The 15,951-nt window shown below is 62.5% G+C and carries 13 protein-coding genes; 6 read left to right on the top strand and 7 right to left on the bottom strand.

What is annotated here, in order from left to right:
- Positions 1-194 precede the first annotated feature (194 nt).
- Positions 195-1,613, top strand: coding sequence for an aminotransferase (locus LB513_RS24205; protein WP_224666008.1), 1,419 nt, complete (start codon positions 195-197; stop codon positions 1,611-1,613).
- A 142-nt stretch (positions 1,614-1,755) separates the two neighbouring features.
- On the opposite strand, the gene LB513_RS24210 is transcribed toward LB513_RS24205, so the two are convergent.
- Positions 1,756-2,787, bottom strand: coding sequence for an aldo/keto reductase (locus LB513_RS24210; RefSeq protein ID WP_263482252.1), 1,032 nt, complete (start codon positions 2,785-2,787; stop codon positions 1,756-1,758).
- 172 nt (positions 2,788-2,959) lie between these two features.
- On the opposite strand from LB513_RS24210, the gene LB513_RS24215 reads away from it, so the two are divergent.
- Entirely contained in the window at positions 2,960-3,514 is a 555-nt protein-coding gene (locus LB513_RS24215; protein ID WP_411962744.1) for a TetR/AcrR family transcriptional regulator, read from the top strand.
- A 65-nt stretch (positions 3,515-3,579) separates the two neighbouring features.
- On the opposite strand, the gene LB513_RS24220 is transcribed toward LB513_RS24215, so the two are convergent.
- On the bottom strand, positions 3,580-4,776 hold the full coding sequence (locus LB513_RS24220; protein WP_224666011.1) for an aromatic ring-hydroxylating oxygenase subunit alpha: 1,197 nt from the start codon (positions 4,774-4,776) through the stop codon (positions 3,580-3,582).
- 256 nt (positions 4,777-5,032) lie between these two features.
- Here LB513_RS24220 and LB513_RS24225 point away from each other — a divergent pair, with 256 nt between their 5' ends.
- Complete coding sequence (locus LB513_RS24225; RefSeq protein WP_224666012.1) at positions 5,033-5,443, top strand: hypothetical protein; 411 nt, start codon at positions 5,033-5,035, stop codon at positions 5,441-5,443.
- Between the two features lie 117 nt (positions 5,444-5,560).
- Here the strand turns inward: LB513_RS24225 and LB513_RS24230 are convergent, their stop codons facing one another.
- Together LB513_RS24230 and LB513_RS24235 are read right to left on the bottom strand one after the other, a co-directional pair.
- Positions 5,561-7,648: a sensor histidine kinase gene (locus LB513_RS24230; protein ID WP_224666013.1), complete on the bottom strand. Its 2,088-nt coding sequence runs from the start codon at positions 7,646-7,648 to the stop codon at positions 5,561-5,563.
- A 75-nt stretch (positions 7,649-7,723) separates the two neighbouring features.
- Positions 7,724-8,497, bottom strand: a complete 774-nt coding sequence (locus tag LB513_RS24235) for a response regulator (RefSeq protein WP_224666035.1) — start codon at positions 8,495-8,497, stop codon at positions 7,724-7,726.
- A 45-nt stretch (positions 8,498-8,542) separates the two neighbouring features.
- Here LB513_RS24235 and LB513_RS24240 point away from each other — a divergent pair, with 45 nt between their 5' ends.
- Entirely contained in the window at positions 8,543-9,244 is a 702-nt protein-coding gene (locus tag LB513_RS24240; protein WP_224666014.1) for a response regulator transcription factor, read from the top strand.
- A 64-nt stretch (positions 9,245-9,308) separates the two neighbouring features.
- Here LB513_RS24240 and LB513_RS24245 read toward each other — a convergent pair whose 3' ends face one another.
- Positions 9,309-9,476: a hypothetical protein gene (locus LB513_RS24245; RefSeq protein ID WP_224666015.1), complete on the bottom strand. Its 168-nt coding sequence runs from the start codon at positions 9,474-9,476 to the stop codon at positions 9,309-9,311.
- Positions 9,477-10,107: 631 nt separating this feature from the next.
- Here LB513_RS24245 and LB513_RS24250 point away from each other — a divergent pair.
- Positions 10,108-10,569: a L,D-transpeptidase gene (locus LB513_RS24250; RefSeq protein ID WP_224666016.1), complete on the top strand. Its 462-nt coding sequence runs from the start codon at positions 10,108-10,110 to the stop codon at positions 10,567-10,569.
- Positions 10,570-10,696: 127 nt separating this feature from the next.
- Here LB513_RS24250 and LB513_RS24255 read toward each other — a convergent pair whose 3' ends face one another.
- Entirely contained in the window at positions 10,697-13,780 is a 3,084-nt protein-coding gene (locus LB513_RS24255) for an efflux RND transporter permease subunit (protein WP_224666017.1), read from the bottom strand.
- Positions 13,777-15,141: an efflux RND transporter periplasmic adaptor subunit gene (locus tag LB513_RS24260; RefSeq protein WP_224666018.1), complete on the bottom strand. Its 1,365-nt coding sequence runs from the start codon at positions 15,139-15,141 to the stop codon at positions 13,777-13,779. The genes LB513_RS24255 and LB513_RS24260 overlap by 4 nt, the downstream gene beginning before the upstream one ends.
- Positions 15,142-15,287: 146 nt before the next feature.
- Between LB513_RS24260 and LB513_RS24265 the strand changes: the two genes are divergently transcribed.
- Positions 15,288-15,854, top strand: coding sequence for a TetR/AcrR family transcriptional regulator (locus LB513_RS24265; RefSeq protein ID WP_224666019.1), 567 nt, complete (start codon positions 15,288-15,290; stop codon positions 15,852-15,854).
- Positions 15,855-15,951 lie beyond the last annotated feature (97 nt).

The following is a 15,951-nucleotide window of genomic DNA, read 5'->3' on the forward strand; positions in this document are numbered from 1 at the left end:
AGCTGTGGCCGCTTCGTTGGTCGCGCTCTAGCTTGCCGGCTTTCTTTGATCATGCGCGCAGCCGCACATTGAAATCAAGCGCTAATTCTGTGATATTGATTGAACGACCATTCAGAATGAAGTTGGTAATGCCGCGTGGGAATCGGCGCTGAGCTTCATCTGATGGCGATATCCACTTGGCACACGAGGCGATGATGGCGGCTGTACAGGATCTGAGAGCGACTGACATCACTGAGACCAGCGGTGACGATGCGATCGAACTTGGCAAGCGCCATCTCATCCAGCCCTGGCCCTATGCCGGTTCTGTCGGCGCCGAGGCGCGCGCGCTTATCGGCGAGGGCAACGGAATTTACATCACCGACAGCTCCGGCAAACGGCTGATCGACGGGCCAGCCGGCATGTGGTGCGTCAATATCGGCCACCGCCGCGAGGAACTCGCCAAGGCGATGTACGACCAGGCGATGGCGCTGTCCTACAACACGCCCTGGTACACGATGAACGCACCCTCGGCGGAACTTGCCAGGCGCATCGCCGGCCACGCGCCGGGCGATCTCAGCCACGTCTTCTACACCACGGGGGGCTCGTCGGCCGTCGAGACGGCGCTGCGCTTCATGCAATTCTACAACAATGTGCGCGGACGGCCGGAGAAGAAGCTGATCCTCAGCCGAGGCGGCGCCTATCACGGATCCACCTATCTTTCGGCTTCGCTCAACGGCCGGCCGCGCGACCGCGACTGGATGGACGGCGCCGACGAGCTGGTGGTCAAGCTGTCGTCGCCCGATCCGTTCCGCCGTCCGCAGGGCATGAGCCTTGCCGCCTTTACCGATTTCCTGGTCGATGAGTTCCGCGATACGGTCGCGCGCGTCGGCGCCGACAAGATTGGCGCTTTTGTCGGCGAGCCGGTGCAGGCCTCGGGCGGTGTGGTCATCGCGCCGGACGGCTACCTCAAGCGCATCCGCGAGATCTGCCGCGACAATGATATACTCTATATCTCCGACGAGGTGGTGACGGCCTTTGGCCGCCTCGGCTACGTCTTTGCCTCGGACGAAATGTTCGGCATCGATCCGGACATGATCACTTTCGCCAAGGGCGTCACCTCGGGCTATTTTCCGCTTGGCGGTGTCATCATTTCGGAACGTTTGCTCGAGGACCTGCGCCGGTCGAACCATCCCGATGCGATGTTCGGCCATGGCCTAACCTATACGAGCCATCCCATTGGCTGCGCCGTAGCCCTGAAAAACCTCGACCTGCTGGAGGAGGTCGTGCTCGCCCACGCGCAGGAGGTCGCGCCCTACTTCCAGGCGCAATTGAAGACCCTGGAAGAGTTGCCGCTGGTCGGCGAGGTTCGGGGCCTGGGGCTGATGGGCTGCGTCGAATGCGTTGCGGACCGCGACAGCAAGGATCCCCTGCAACTCGACAAGGATGTCGGCAAGCGCATCGATGCGCACTGCCACGAACTCGGCCTGCTTGTTCGGCCGCTGATCAATATGTGTGTGATGTCACCGCCATTGATCATCACCCGCGAGCAGATCGACGACATGGTCGGCATCCTGCGCGAAGGCATTTCCCGCACGATGGACGATCTGCACAAGGAAGGCGTGTGGCATGGGTGACATCCCTTTCCGTGTGAGCGGAGGTCGGCGCCAGCGTCGCCCGTAACGGCACCAAATCCGGAGCAAAGAGCAGCCTTCCGGCGCCTGGAATTGGGCGCCGGAGGTTTCCTGCGGATATCAATCCATGACGAGGTTCAGGGTTTCATGCGGCGGCGCGTTCGCCGGCCGGCCGGCGGCGCAGTTGAGGTTGGAGGATGGCAGGTGGGCTGTAGTTCGCTTCGTTCAGGCCCACATCCGTTCCGGGCGGGACGATTTGGTCGATCCGGTCGAGAATGTCATCGCCGAGCCGCATTTCGGCGCCGGCGAGGAGGTCGTCGAGATGCTGCATGGTGCGCGGCCCTAGAATGGCCGACGTCACGCCTGGATGAGCCATCACGAAAGCCATCGCCATGTGGGTGAGCGACATGCCCGCTTCTTCAGCCAGCGGAATGAGCTGCTCGACCGCGTCCAGGTTGCGCTCATCGGACATCTGCCTCGGCATGTATTTGACCCGCAGGCTGTCGGGCAGTGGCTGGCCCTTGCGGTAGCGCCCGGTCAACATGCCCTTGGACAGGGGGCTCCACACCATCGCTCCCATTCCATATCGCTCGCAAACGGGAAGGACTTCGCGCTCGATGCCGCGATCAAGGATCGAGTAGGGAGGCTGCTCAATGCGGAAACGGGCGAGCCCGCGCCGCTCGGCGGTCCACTGCGCCTCGACGATCTCCGACACAGGAAAGGTCGAGGATCCGATCGCGCGCACCTTGCCGGCGCGCATCAGATCGGTGAGCACCGAGAGGGTCTCCTCGATGTCGGTATCCGGCGCGGGCCGATGAATGAGATAGAGATCGATATGGTCGGTCTGCAGGCGGCGCAGCGAAGCCTCCACGGCCTGAACGATCCAGCGTCGCGAATTGCCTTGGCTGTTGGGGTCCTCATCCATGGGTCCATGCACCTTGGTGGACAGCACGATCTTGTCGCGCCGGCCTTTCAGCGCCTTCCCGACGATCTCCTCCGATTCGCCGCGGCTATAGCGGTCGGCGGTGTCGATGAAGTTGATGCCGGAATCCAAGGCTTTGTGGATGATCCGGATACAGTCGTCATGGTCGGGATTTCCCAACCCACCAAACATCATGCCGCCCAGGCAGTAAGGGCTGACCTTGATGCCGGTCCGTCCCAGCGCGCGATATTGCATGATCTCTCCTTCGGGCCCGTAGCCAATGCCGCCCGGCCGTGTTACGCAGCTAACCGGAACGAGATTCCGTTTATACGGAACATTGTTCCGTTTAGCAAGTGGGCGTGTTGTGGCAGGCGGCACAGACAATTCCGAAAAATGCCTCGAGCCTGCGAAGCAGCCGGAGCGGAGGGTGCGCGCCGATGCGCAGCGCAACCTCGACACATTGCTGCAGACGACAATGGCGGTTTTTGCCAGTGACGGGGTGGATGCACCGGTGCGCCTGATCGCGGAGAAGGCCGGTGTCGGTGTGGGTACAGTCTATCGTCACTTTCCGCAGCGCTCCGATCTGGTCGCCGCCGTGTTCCGCCGCGAGATCGACGCCTGCGCCGCAGCCGCCGCTGTCCTGTCGGCCAAGCACGAACCCTTCGAAGCGCTGGCTGCCTGGATGCAGCGATACGCGGCGTTCGTTGCCGCCAAGCGTGGGCTGGCCAAGGCACTGCACTCCGGGGATCCGGCGTTCGATACGCTGCCGGGTTACTTCGACGAACGGCTGAGGCCCGCCCTTCGCAAATTGCTGGAAACCGCTGCCGCCGCTGGTGTGGTTCGGGCCGATGTCGATGCCGACGAACTTCTGGGGGCCGTGGCCAGTCTGTGCATGTCGGCTCACAATGCTGGAAGCGGCCGTGCCGAGCGGATGGTTGCCCTGCTGGTCGATGGGCTGCGACACGGCGCGACGTCACCGTAGCAATCCGCGCTGCCTGGCAATTGCTGATGAGGGACTATCGTGCGCGGCGCGAGCGGAAGCCTCGCCTATGACCTGAGCGCGTCGTTCAAATTCCACATGTCCTTTTCCTCGGGGGCGGTCTCCAGCCGTAGCACCGGCAGCATCTTGCGCAGATGGTCGTGATGGGTGCGCACGCCATATTCGAGATCGGAGAGGTAAAAGCCCTCGAAGGCTTCCGACAGCATGGATTCGTTCGACCATACGGAAAGCTGGACGTCTTCCGACATTGTATCGCGGTCGATGCGGAAGGAAAGGTAGCGTGCGGCGGCCTGTTCGCGGCTTTCGTCGCGGTAGCGATAGATTGCGCCGCGCAGCAGGGTCTCGCCGGTCGACAGCGGAAACTCCTGGTAGAATTGCACCGATTCCGGCATCACCGAAATGACGGCGTTGGGGAAGATGCCGTAATAGACCCAGGCCTTCTTCAGATAGTCCGGCAGATGCCCCGGTTCGGGTGCGATCTTGACGTAGTTCCTGACGCTCCAGCGGCGGCCGGCATGCGGGTTGTAGGTGGCGAAGGAGCGCGACACGCCGTTGACAAAGGGCTCGTCGAAATAGGTCGCACCATAGAGATCCTGCAGGGCCGGGTGCGCCATGGCGACGTGATAGCCCTCATTGTCGACGTCGCGCACCGACTTCCAGTTGACCGGCGTCTTCTGGTTCCAGATGCCCCAGGAGGGCACCATGTCGGCGGCATTGTAATGCGCGAATTCCGCTTCGATCGGTTTCATCAGTTCGGCGACCGAGGGTTGAGGCCCGCCACTGCGGAAGCGGATGAAGATGAAGCCCATCCAGACTTCGAGGTCGAGAGGCATCAGGCCGAACTCGTTCTTGTCGAGATCGGGGAAGGAGCGCGGGCGCGCGGCGCCGCGCAGCGTGCCGTCCAGATTGTAGACCCAGCCATGGAACGGGCACACCAGCGCGTTCTTGCAATTGCCCTGGCTGTCGGCGACGACGCGGCTACCCCGGTGGCGGCACATATTGTTGAAGCCGCGCACGACACCGTCCTTGCCGCGCACCACAAGAGCACGTTCGCCGACGACGTCCATAGTCAGATAGTCGCCGGCGTCCGGGAGGTCGGAAACGTGGCCGACGATCTGCCAATGGTTGCGGAACACATATTCCTTCTCGAGTTCGAGAAGGGCATCGGAATGGTAACTCCAACCCGGCAATCCCCTGCGATCCCAATCGTTGGGGATTGCCACGTCACGCAGGTGCGGATTCATGTCCGTCTCTTCTTTTTATTGAATAATCATTCAATAAAATCATATTTCGTATTGAAATGCAATGGCTTGTGCCTGTTGACCTGGTTCTGCGGCGGCGGGAAGGCACAGTTCGAACGCGAAAGCGCTGAGAGTCGAACGCTTGCCGGAGGGCCGTTTCGAACCTGTTACATCGGTTGTTCGGCGCCATCTTCGCGTTGTTACAAAGTGCGATTAGGTTCGCTTCATCACAAAAAGAACATCAACGAAGGGAACGGCGATGCATGCGAAAACATACCCGAACAGCGGCGAGTGCCGCTTCCAGGCTCCGCAGCGCGGTGACTGCCGCCCGAAGCTGGCGCTGCGGCAGCGCAGCAGCGACCACCCCATGGCAATGTACATGGTGCTGGCTGCTTGCGCCTTCGTCGGCATGGCGGTCACGCCGACGGTCGGGCCGGCCTTTGCCTCGCTGACGCCGCCTGCCGGCATCATCGAAGGTGCGCCGACAACGGTCAAAAGCGCGCGTCTGCCGATGCCGGCAATCGATTTCGCCTGCAAGGGCCAATCCTGGGGGGCCGAGAGCATGGATTGCTTGCGCGCCATCGCCGAGCAACCCGGGACCAACAAGACCCGGGCGATCCGCATGATCGCCAATGTCGCGCCGCTGTCCACGACACCCAACATTTTCTGATTTGCCAAGGCGTTATCCCGAATTTGGTTCCCACCTCGGGATGATGCCCTGACCTCCCCGAGCGCCCCCTCCAGCGCTCCGCTAGGCTCCCGCCGCAAGTCGGCCGGGAGCCATTTTTTAGTCCTCCGAGGCGGCCTGTTCGGCTATCGCCGACAGCACGCTGCGAACATCCAGCGTGCTGAAGGGCTTTTCCAGGATCTGCGGCCTCTGACGCGCCGGCAAGGCGTCGATCTCGGCCTTGGCGCCGATCAGGTCGCCGGTCACCAGCACGAAGCGCCGCGCCAGTCCCGGCCTCTCGGCGAGCAGTTCGCGATAGATCGCCATGCCGCCCGTGCCGGGCATCCGCAGGTCGGAAAACACGATGTCGGGCGGCATATGGCCACTCAAGGTGCTGCCGGCCGTGTCCCAACCGGCCACGATCCGCGACTTGATGCCCATCAATTCGAGAATATCGGACAGCGACCCGGCGACATCAGGCTCATCGTCGATGATCAGGGCATGACGCAGGCCGCTCGAACGCGGCTGGTTTTCGCCGGCAGCTGCAGTGCCGGTCGCGATGGCCGGCAATTGCACGACAAAACGCGCGCCTTTCGGCAGCACTTCCTCGAACCAGATATTGCCATTGTGTCGCTCGATGATGGATTTCGAGATCGACAGGCCGATGCCGGTGCCGACGCCCACCGGCTTGGTGGTGAAATAGGATTCGAAGATGCGGCTGCGTATCGCTTCCGGCACGCCGGGGCCATTGTCCTCCACCGAGAAGCCGGGGTTGCCGCGCTCGCTGCGAAACGTCCGGACCTTGATCAACCGTTCCCCCGCGATGCCGGCAAGCGCATGCTGGCTGTTGATGAGGAAATTGGCGGCCACCTGCGTCACGTGGTCGGCATCGGCCATCGCCAGAAGCGGCCCCGGAGCGAAATCGGTGTCGATGATGATGCCGCTTGAGCGCGCGCCATAGGCGGTCACCTCCAGCGCGGCCCGGATCACCTGGTTGAGGTCGGTCTCCGCCTGTGCCGCAGGGTGGAGGCGGACCATGGAGAGGAAGCTCTTGACGATGCGGCCGCAGCGCTCGGCGGCCGCGCGCACTTTCTCGGCACGGACCTTGGTCTGAGGGTCGGAGGCGAATTCGTGCAGCAGTGTGGACTGCGCCACCACCACCGCAAGCGGATTGTTCAATTCGTGCGAGACGCCGGCGAGCAACGATCCCATCGCCGCCATTTTTTCGTTCTGGTGCAGTTTTTCGCGCTGACGGCCGATCTCCTCCTCGGCCCGTAGTTTGTCGCGCAGGTCGCGGATCGAGCCGAAGATGAGGCGGCGATCGGCCACCCGCATTTCGGTTGCCGTCAACTCGATCGGGAACACCTCGCCGGCGGCGTTCTGGGTTACCGTCTCCAGCCGGTGACCGACCATTGGCGCACCGCGACCGGACATGTATTCGGCGCCCGACGAATAGCCCTTGCGGTAGTATGCCGGCACGACGGTGTCGAGCAGGTCCTTGCCCAGTATATCGCTGCGCGCGAAGCCGAACATCTTCTCTGCGGCCGGGTTGAATTCGATGATCGAGCCGGTCTCATCGATGACGATGATGGCGTCGAGAGAGGCCTGCAGCATGGTGCGGCGAATGACTTCGCTGGCGTGCGCGTCGGAGGGCGATCGTTCGATGGCATCGCCGATGGCAAGGGCGATGATATGCAGCGTCGCCTCTTCCTCGTCGGTCCATTCGCGCTCATGGACGCAATCATTGACCGCCAGCGTGCCCCACAGATGGCCGTGGGCGAAAACCGACACCGAAAGAAATGATTTGATGCCCTGTTTCTCGAAGTCGGTGCGCAGAAAACCATCCAGGTTGCGCGTATGGCCGGAGAAGATCTTGCCTTGCCGTTCGTCCTCAGCCAGCCGTTCCAGCAATGGATCGGAGTTCACAATTGATTGCATGATGACGGTTGGGGACGCCAGTTCGCCGCCAAAAGCCGGATTGATCCAGTAGGCGGCGACCGACTGGGCGAAACCCTGGCCGGGCAGTTCGCGCAGGCGAAACAGGATGCCGCGCTGGCAATCCATGGCCTGGCAAAGCGTTTGCAGGATACCGACCGCTTCGCGCTGCCAATCGCCGGCTTCGCGAAGCCGGCGAACGACGCGCACGGCGGCCATTGCCGCGCCCTGCCGGGTTCCCTGCATCTCCGTGCCTGTTGGTTCAACGCCCATCTTCAGCCGTCATTCCAGGTCATGCCAATTCGGTCCAGGCAAGTGCCGGCCCCGCATCTCCGTGATGCTCTATGCTCAGTTGCCGTCGCCGGGCGGCAGCGAGAAGATATAGCCTTCGCCGCGAACCGTGCGCAGGAATTTTGGATTGGCGGGATCAGCCTCGATCTTCTTGCGCAGCCGCATGATGCGGATATCGACGGCGCGTGATGAGTCGGGATCCTCCGTGAAGCCTATCGCCTCGGAGATCGCGGCGCGCGTCAGCAACCGGTTGGCACGGGTCAGGAAAACTTCCAGGACGTCGAACTCGCTCTTGGCCATGTCGATAACGGCGCCATTGGCTCCGGTCACCAGCCTCCCGTCGAGGTCGGCCTGGAACGGACCGAAGGCGAGCGAACGACGTTCGGCCTTCGCTTTCTTCTGCAGCGGCTCGGTCGGTTGTGGCACGCGACGCAGCACGCTGCGGACCCTCGCCAGGACCTCGCGCAATTCATAAGGTTTGACGATGTAGTCGTCGGCGCCGAGTTCCAGCCCGACGATGCGGTCAAGCGCGGTGCCGGCAGCGGTCGCGTAGATGATGCCGACTGGAAGCTTCGAGCGCAACCAGCGGCCGAGCGAAAGGCCGTCCTCGCCCGGCATGGCGATGTCGAGGATGGCCAGGTGGAACGACTGCGTCTCGAGCAGCGCGCGCGCAGCGGCAGCGCTTTCCGCGGTGACGGTGTCATAGCCGGCGGCGCCAAGATATTCGGCCACCGCGTCCCTCAGGTCGGGTTCATCCTCGACGATGATAATCCTTGCCCGCACGATAGCCTCGCTCCCACTTTCAGTGGAAAGTAGATTGGGTATAAACATCATGTCCAGCACTCATATCCGGTTGCCTGGGAACGGTTGGGAAACATGGCCGCACGACCCGTTATCGCGCTTGTTTCGGTGGCCGAGGTGGTGGCGACCGAACTCGCCGACCATCTCGAGCGCCGTGGCCACGATGTGCGCCAGGCGCGCCAGCCATGGGAAGCCGAATCGCTGCTCTCGGGAAGGGGCATCGACGTCGTGGTCGTCGGCGACAGTCTTAGCCAAGCGGAAGGGCGCGACCTGCTGAGGCGCTATGGGGGCCAAGGCGCGGATGGCCAGATCGGCCCGGATTTCATCCTGATCTGCCGGCCGGCAGATCTCATCGACAAGGTGCTGGCCCTGGAGCTCGGCGCGGCTGACGTCGTCGAAAGCCCGCTCAATGTCAGGGAACTGGCTGCGCGGGTCGGCGGCCTGGTGTCGCGGCGCGGCAGGGGCATCCAGGAATTGGTCGTGCTGGAGAATGCCACCGTAGACCTGAGATCTGCCATGGTCATGCATCGTTCGGGCACGGAAGAGCAGCTTTCGCCCGGACAGGTGGCGTTGCTCAGGCTGTTCTTGGCCAGCCCGCGAAAGGTGCTGACGCGCGACGACATCATTGCCGCAGCACCTGCCGAAAATGCCGACGCCTTCGATCGCTCGATCGATTCGCGGATCGTGCGGCTGCGCCGCAAGCTCGACACCGAGACGATCACCACCATACGCGGCGCCGGCTACCGATTCGATCCGCCGCTGCAATTCACGGACTGACGACCTGACGTGCCGTCGATCGTTTTGGCGAAGCATAGGCTTGTTTTCGCTGATACGCGGATGCTTAGCGGACCACCAGGAGTGACGGTCCCGAAGGCACGTCATTGCCGGCGGCCATTTCGCTTGCCTGAGCGCGATCCCGCAAGAGAACGGTGGCAAGGCCGGCAAAGCCGAGCAGGCCCTGAGCGTAGAGAAGCGCGGAAAGCACTGAGGCAGCAAGTTTCGTTTTCATCGTAAATCCCAAAATGGCGTTGTTCAAGCCGGGCGGTCGAGCGTCGATTCGTGTCGCCACCGAAGCGCCCGCGCCGCTCACGGAGCCCCCCGTCGCGGCGCGGGCCTTCGGTCCTCTCGGCAGCAAGTTGCCGGAGGGGCCGCGCAACCATCAGCTTCAGGCCGACCCGCCAGAGGGCCTTCAGCCGGACTGTGCGCAGGCTGGAAACGGTTCCAGACCAAGGCTAGAAACAAGGCGGCGCGTCTAGTCAAAGATGCAGAGGCAGGGCATTCGGTGTCGGCGCCCTGTCTCGTTGCCGTCTGTTTCGTTGCGCAGACTGTGCTTGTCGCGCGTATCCGGATCATGCCGCTCCGCGCGGAGCTTTGTTGCTGCCTGGTTTCGATATCGCGAAAACCATCTTTCATATGAGGGCAAACCGCGCGTTCGTCGTGCTAAACCCTTAGGAAGTCGTGGAATTTGAGCTGGTGGCGGGAACGAGGGTGGCGATTACTGTCGGAGTCAAGCTGGGGCGTTAACTTTTAGAAACATTTACGAAACATAAACGCGCATTTCTCGAAATCTATTCGAAACACGCAAGGACGATAAGGCGGCCATCGAATTGAGCCGGTCGAGCCGGCAGAGAGAGGACACCATGCGCACCATCATTTACACCAGGCTTATCAACGTTGCCGCCGCTGCCCTGACGGGCGCCGCGCTGCTGTTCGGCACCGGCGCGGGCGCCGCTCACGCCGCCAACAAAATTGTTGCAACGGTCTCGCTATCGCAGCAGATCATGCAGGTCTCTGTGGATGGCCGGCCGACTTTTGCATGGAGGGTGTCCACCGGTGACAGGGCGCATGTGACGCCGACCGGCTCGTTCAAGCCGACACGCATGCACGAGATGTGGTACTCGAAGAAATACGACAACGCGCCGATGCCGCACTCGGTCTTCTTCAGCGGCGGTTACGCGGTTCACGCCACTTATGCGATCAAGCGCCTCGGCCAGCCGGCTTCACATGGCTGCGTGCGTCTGCATCCAGACCATGCCGCGGACTTCTACCAGCTCGTTGAAACCTTCGGGCCGGCCAACACCAGCATCGTGATCGTCAAGTAGCAGCCTGAAGGGCCGTGTCACACGGCTTTGCCAGGTAGCCGATGGCCTTGCGCATCGGCAGCGCCGAGCACGCCAAACCGGCAGTGCCGCGCAAAAAAGAGGCCGGAAAATCCGGCCTCTTTTTGTTTCAGTCCTGCATTGCAGGCATCAGTTTCGGATCCGGCTTCTCCGCGTGATGCGGCAAATCCTTGCTGGCGATGAAAGTGTAGAACATGGGCACGACGAACAGCGTGAACATGGTGCCGACAAGGATGCCGGTGAAGATGACCAGACCCATCGAATAACGCGCCGCCGCGCCTGCGCCGCTCGATGTGATCAACGGCACGACACCGAGCGCCATGGCCGCCGTCGTCATCAGGATCGGCCGCAGCCGAACCTTGGCCGAAGCGACGATGGCGTCGCGGCGTCGCATGCCATGCTTCTCGCGCTGCTGGTTGGCGAATTCGACCAGCAGGATGCCATGCTTGGTGATCAGGCCTATCAGCGTGATCAGCCCGACCTGGGTGTAGATGTTCAGCGTGCCGAGGCCCAGATTGAGCGGCACGATCGCGCCGAAGATGGACAGCGGCACCGCCATCATGATGATCAGCGGGTCGCGGAAGCTCTCGAACTGCGCCGCCAGCACCAGGTAGATGACGACCACGGCGGCCGCAAAGGCGATGAGGATGGTGTTGCCCTGTTCCTTCTCCTGCCGGGACTGACCGGAATAATCGATGAAGAATGTGTCGGGCAAGCTCTCTTTAGCGATGTCCTCCAGTGCTTTAAGGCCGTCGCCGGTGGTGACTCCGGGCAGCGGCAAAGCGGAAATGGTCGCCGAATTGAGCTGGTTGAACTGCTCGATGGCGGCCGGCGACGCATTGCTCGAGATCTTCACCACTGCCGACAGCGGTACCATCTCCCCCGTGACGCTGCGGACGAAATACTGGCCGAGCTTTTCGGGATTGTCGCGGAATTCCTGCGGCACTTGAGGGATAATGTCGTAGCTGTTGGAGTCGCGGTCGAACTGCGCAACTTCGGCGCCGCCGACGAGCAAGGTCAGGGTCCGGCCGATATCGGCGATAGGCAGGTTCAGCGCCGCAGCGCGGTCGCGGTCGATGGTGATCGTCACCTGCGGCGCGTCATAAGCCATCGAATTCTGCACGACGATGAAGCGGCCGGAAGCCTGCGCCTTGTTCTTGATCTGCTCGGCCGCCTCGTAGACCTCGGAGGCATCGCCGGTCGATCGCACCACCATGGCGATGGGAAGACCGCCGCCGGAACCCGGCAAGGTAGGAGGCGCGAAGACGAACGCCTGCACACCCGCGACCTTTGCGATCCGCGCGGTGATGTCGGCCTGCAATTCCTTGGAATTGCGCTTGCGGTCCGCCCAGTCCTTGAAGGCGAAGCCGACGAAGGCGGTGTTCGTCGTTCCGCCGAAGGCGACGGCCGAGAACTGCGCTCGCGTTTCGGGAATGTCCTTCACCAGTCCGAGGATCTGGTTGACGTAGGTTTCGGTGTAATCGGAGGTCGCATAACGCGGCGCCGTCACGAGCGACAGAAGGAAGCCCTGGTCTTCTTCCGGCGCCAGTTCGCTCGACGTCTTAGTGAACATGAAGCCGGTGACCCCGACAAGGGCGAGCACGATGATCAGCGTCAGCGGACGATAGTTCAGGGATCCGGTGACGGCCCGCTCGTAAACGCGTTCAACCCGCGCGAAGGTGCCGTCGACGATGCGCTGGAAACGACCTGGCGTACCCGCTTTCAGGAGGCGCGCCGACATCATCGGGGTGATGGTAATGGCGATGATGCCCGACAGCACCACCGAGCCGGCGAGCGTGACTGCGAACTCGCGGAAGAGCGCGCCGGTGAGGCCGCCGGTAAAGGCCAGCGGCGCGAAGACCGCCGCCAGCGTCATGGTCATGGCGACGATGGCGGAAGCGATTTCGCGCATGCCGCTGAACGCCGCCTGCATCGGCGACATATGGTCTTCCTCCATGTGCCGGTGGATGTTCTCCACGACCACAATGGCGTCGTCGACGACGAGGCCGATGGCCAGAACCATGGCCAGCAGCGACAGAAGGTTGATCGAATAGCCGACCGCGAACAGCAGGAAGCAGACGCCGATCAACGACAGCGGGATGGTGATGATCGGCATCATCACCGATCGGAAAGAGCCCAGGAACAGCAGGATGACGACGATAACGATGGCAACCGCCTCGGCGATCGTCTTGAACACCTCCTCGATCGAGGCGCTGATCTGCCCGGTGGCGTCGTAGACGACCTCGATAGTCATGCCCTTGGGCAATGTCTCCTGGATCTGCGGAACCAGCTTGGTGAGCGCGGCGGCCGTGGTCAGCGGATTGGCGGCAGGCGTCGGGAAGATGGCGAGGAAGGTGCCCGGCTTGCCGTTGAACGAAACCCTGGTGTCGGTGTTGGCGGCGGCGAGTTCGACGCGCGCCACGTCGCGCAACCGCACGACATTGCCGTCGGTCGAGCGTAGCGGCAACTCGGCGAACGCCTCCGGCGTCTGCAAGGTCGACCGGACCGTAACGGACGAAACGACATACTCGTTCTGGGTGTTGCCTGGCGCGGAGAGGAAGTTGGAATTGTTGATGGCGGTCAGCACCTCCGCCGCCGTCACGCCGCGCGCCGCAAGCCGGACCGGATCGATCCACACCCGCATCGAGTATTCCTGGGCGCCGAAGATCTGCACGTCGGCAACGCCTTCGACCGTGGACATTCGCGGCCGGATGACACGCTCGATATACTCGGTCAGCTGCTCCTTCGTCATGTTCGGATTCTGCATCGAGATGTACATCATCGCGAATTGCTGGCCGGTGCCCTTGACGATGACCGGATCCTTGGAGGCTTCCGGCAGGGTGCCCCGCACGCCCTGGACCTTGGACAGTACCTCGGTCAGCGCCACGTCGGGGTTCGATCCGAGCTTCATCTGCACGGTGACAGTGCTGGACGACGGACGGCTGGACGAGGTGACGTAGTCGATGTTCTCGGTCGACGCGACGGCGCGAGCGATCGGGGCGGAAATGAAGCCCTGGATCAGGTCGGCGCTGGCGCCGGGATAGGCCGTGGTGATGGTGATCGCGGTTTCGTCGACCTTCGGGTATTGCCTGATCGACAGGTTGAAGATGCCCTGGAAACCCAGGAGCAGGATCATGCAGGCTAGCACTGTGGATAGAACTGGCCGGCGGATGAAGAGATCGGAAAAGCTCATTGCTGGTCGGCCTGCTTGTTCGCCGATTTGGCCGGGTCGATGGTGTTGTCGACGGTGACGGAGATGCCGTTGAAGAGCCGGTTCTGGCCTGCCGTGACGACCTCGTCGCCGGCCTTGAGCCCTTCCACGATCTCGACCATGCCCTGGTTGCGCCGGCCCGGCTTCACGAACACCTGCGACAAGACCAGCGCTGGCTGGTCGGCCCCTGCCGGCTTTGCCGCGTCGGTGCCGTTGTTTGCGGGTTTGGCCGCATCGTTGGCGTTATCGGCAGGCTTCGCCGCATCGTTGGCGGGCTTGGCCGCATCGGCCGCCGGTTTCATCGCATCCGCTGACTTTGCATCCGTGGGACCCGCATCGGCGGGCTTGTCGGCGACCGGGGCGGCGGGCTTTTCCTCCGGCTTGACTGTCTGCGCCGGAGGTGTCTCTGCGGGCTTTGCGGGCACCACGACGAAGATATAGTCGCCATAGAGGCTGGTCGTCAGTGCTGTTTGCGGCAGGGTCAGCACGTTCTTCTCTTCCGGTAGCTCGACGCGAACCTGGACGAACTGGCCGGGAGTGAGCTTTCCCTCGGGATTGGCAACCTCGGCGCGGACGTTGACCAACCGGCTGGAGGAGTCGATCTTCGGATCGATGCCGCGGATGGCGCCGGCAAACGGCATATCAGCGGCGCCGAAGCCCAGCCGAACCGTCTGGCCGATCTTGAGCAGCGGAAGCTGCTGTTCCGGGACAGAGAAATCGACCCGCATCGTCTCGAGATCCTGCAGTGTCACCACAGCCGTGCCGGGCGCCAGATACTGGCCGATATCGATTTTCGGAATGCCCACCGTGCCGCCAAAGGGCGCGGTCAGTTGCTTCTGGTCGAGCACCGCTTGCAGTTTGGTGACTTGGGATGCCGAGGCCGAGGCCGCGGCGCGCGCCGTGTCCAGCGTCGAGTCCGATCCTACGCCCCGCTTCGTCAGTTCGATGGCACGGGCCAGCGATGTCTGATCTAGAGCGGCCTGCGCCTTTTGCGCGTCAAGATCGGCGCGCTCGACGGCGTCGTCGAGTTTCACAAGAACTGCGTTGTCCGCGACCTTCTGGTTGGCATGGAACAGGATTTCCTTGACGATGCCATTGGTCTCGACCGTCAGGTCGACGCCCCGAACCGCCTTGGCCGTGCCGATCGCCTCGATGCCGGGTGTCCAGGTCGAAGGCTTGGCGACGATCGTCGATACCGTTGCCGCCGGGGGTTTCATGGTGGCGAAATACTGTTTGATCATGCCATCGCGAAAATAGTTGAACCAGACGATGCCGCCGACGACGGCGACAAGCACCAACAGTACGACTATGACCAGAAAGCTACGGAGTATGCGCTTGAACAAGGAGGTCCCCTCAGTGGAAAATCCGGCGCAAGGCGCGGATATCGGAACACATACCGACGATGGGATCCGATTTCAAATAGTCGCGATCTTACTGTACCGTCTGGACGGTCTTGTCAATTGGGTCTAAGCTTGCCGAGGGAGGCCCGATGAAAGCCCAGCGAAAAAACTCGCGCGAGAAGATTCTCGCCGCGGCTGCCGATGTCGCACGCGAATCCGGGCCCGGCAGCCTGTCTCTGGATGCCGTGGCCAGCCGTGCCGGGGTGTCGAAGGGCGGCCTGCTCTACAATTTTCCGACCAAGGCCAAGCTGATGCAGGCGCTCGTCGAGGAATATTTGCGCGACTTCGGAGAGGCGCTGGAGGTCGCCGGCAGCAAGGACAAGGGTTCAAACTCGCTCGCCGTCTACATCAGGCTGTCGGCCGAGCATTGCGAGGAGGAGCAGCCCTCCGCATCCTGGATATTCTCGGCTATGGCCGAGGACCCAGATTTCATGACGCCGATAAAGACCTTCAAGCAGCGGCTATTCGAACGACTGAAGGGCGAGACGCCGAACATCAAGGCGTTGCTGATCTGCTACCTCGCCATCGAGGGGCTGCGCAGCATGAGTCTGTTCGATTCGGATGTGCTGTCGAAAGAAGAGCGCCAATTGCTGGTATCCTCGCTGCTCGAGATCGCCTCCGCCGCGCCGGCCCGCGACGATATCCATCAAGACTGATCCGGCCGGGTGTTTCACCCCAAGCGCGCCCACGTGCACCGTGCGTTTTGGTGCCCGCGTTGGTGCCATTGGCGGAGACCATCATCTCACAGGCCTG

Origin of the sequence: Mesorhizobium sp. ES1-1 (genome assembly GCF_020164785.1) — a bacterium.
In the GTDB taxonomy this organism is placed as follows: domain Bacteria; phylum Pseudomonadota; class Alphaproteobacteria; order Rhizobiales; family Rhizobiaceae; genus Mesorhizobium.

What these genes read in the sequence shown, in the direction of transcription:
- LB513_RS24250 (WP_224666016.1), top strand. Translation starts at nt 10,108, where the DNA reads ATGCGCACCATCATTTACACCAGGCTTATCAACGTTGCCGCCGCTGCC.
- LB513_RS24225 (WP_224666012.1), top strand. Translation starts at nt 5,033, where the DNA reads ATGCATGCGAAAACATACCCGAACAGCGGCGAGTGCCGCTTCCAGGCT.
- LB513_RS24205 (WP_224666008.1), top strand. Translation starts at nt 195, where the DNA reads ATGGCGGCTGTACAGGATCTGAGAGCGACTGACATCACTGAGACCAGC.
- LB513_RS24210 (WP_263482252.1), bottom strand. Translation starts at nt 2,787, where the DNA reads ATGCAATATCGCGCGCTGGGACGGACCGGCATCAAGGTCAGCCCTTAC.
- LB513_RS24235 (WP_224666035.1), bottom strand. Translation starts at nt 8,497, where the DNA reads ATGTTTATACCCAATCTACTTTCCACTGAAAGTGGGAGCGAGGCTATC.
- LB513_RS24240 (WP_224666014.1), top strand. Translation starts at nt 8,543, where the DNA reads ATGGCCGCACGACCCGTTATCGCGCTTGTTTCGGTGGCCGAGGTGGTG.
- LB513_RS24220 (WP_224666011.1), bottom strand. Translation starts at nt 4,776, where the DNA reads ATGAATCCGCACCTGCGTGACGTGGCAATCCCCAACGATTGGGATCGC.
- LB513_RS24265 (WP_224666019.1), top strand. Translation starts at nt 15,288, where the DNA reads ATGAAAGCCCAGCGAAAAAACTCGCGCGAGAAGATTCTCGCCGCGGCT.
- LB513_RS24245 (WP_224666015.1), bottom strand. Translation starts at nt 9,476, where the DNA reads ATGAAAACGAAACTTGCTGCCTCAGTGCTTTCCGCGCTTCTCTACGCT.
- LB513_RS24255 (WP_224666017.1), bottom strand. Translation starts at nt 13,780, where the DNA reads ATGAGCTTTTCCGATCTCTTCATCCGCCGGCCAGTTCTATCCACAGTG.
- LB513_RS24230 (WP_224666013.1), bottom strand. Translation starts at nt 7,648, where the DNA reads ATGGGCGTTGAACCAACAGGCACGGAGATGCAGGGAACCCGGCAGGGC.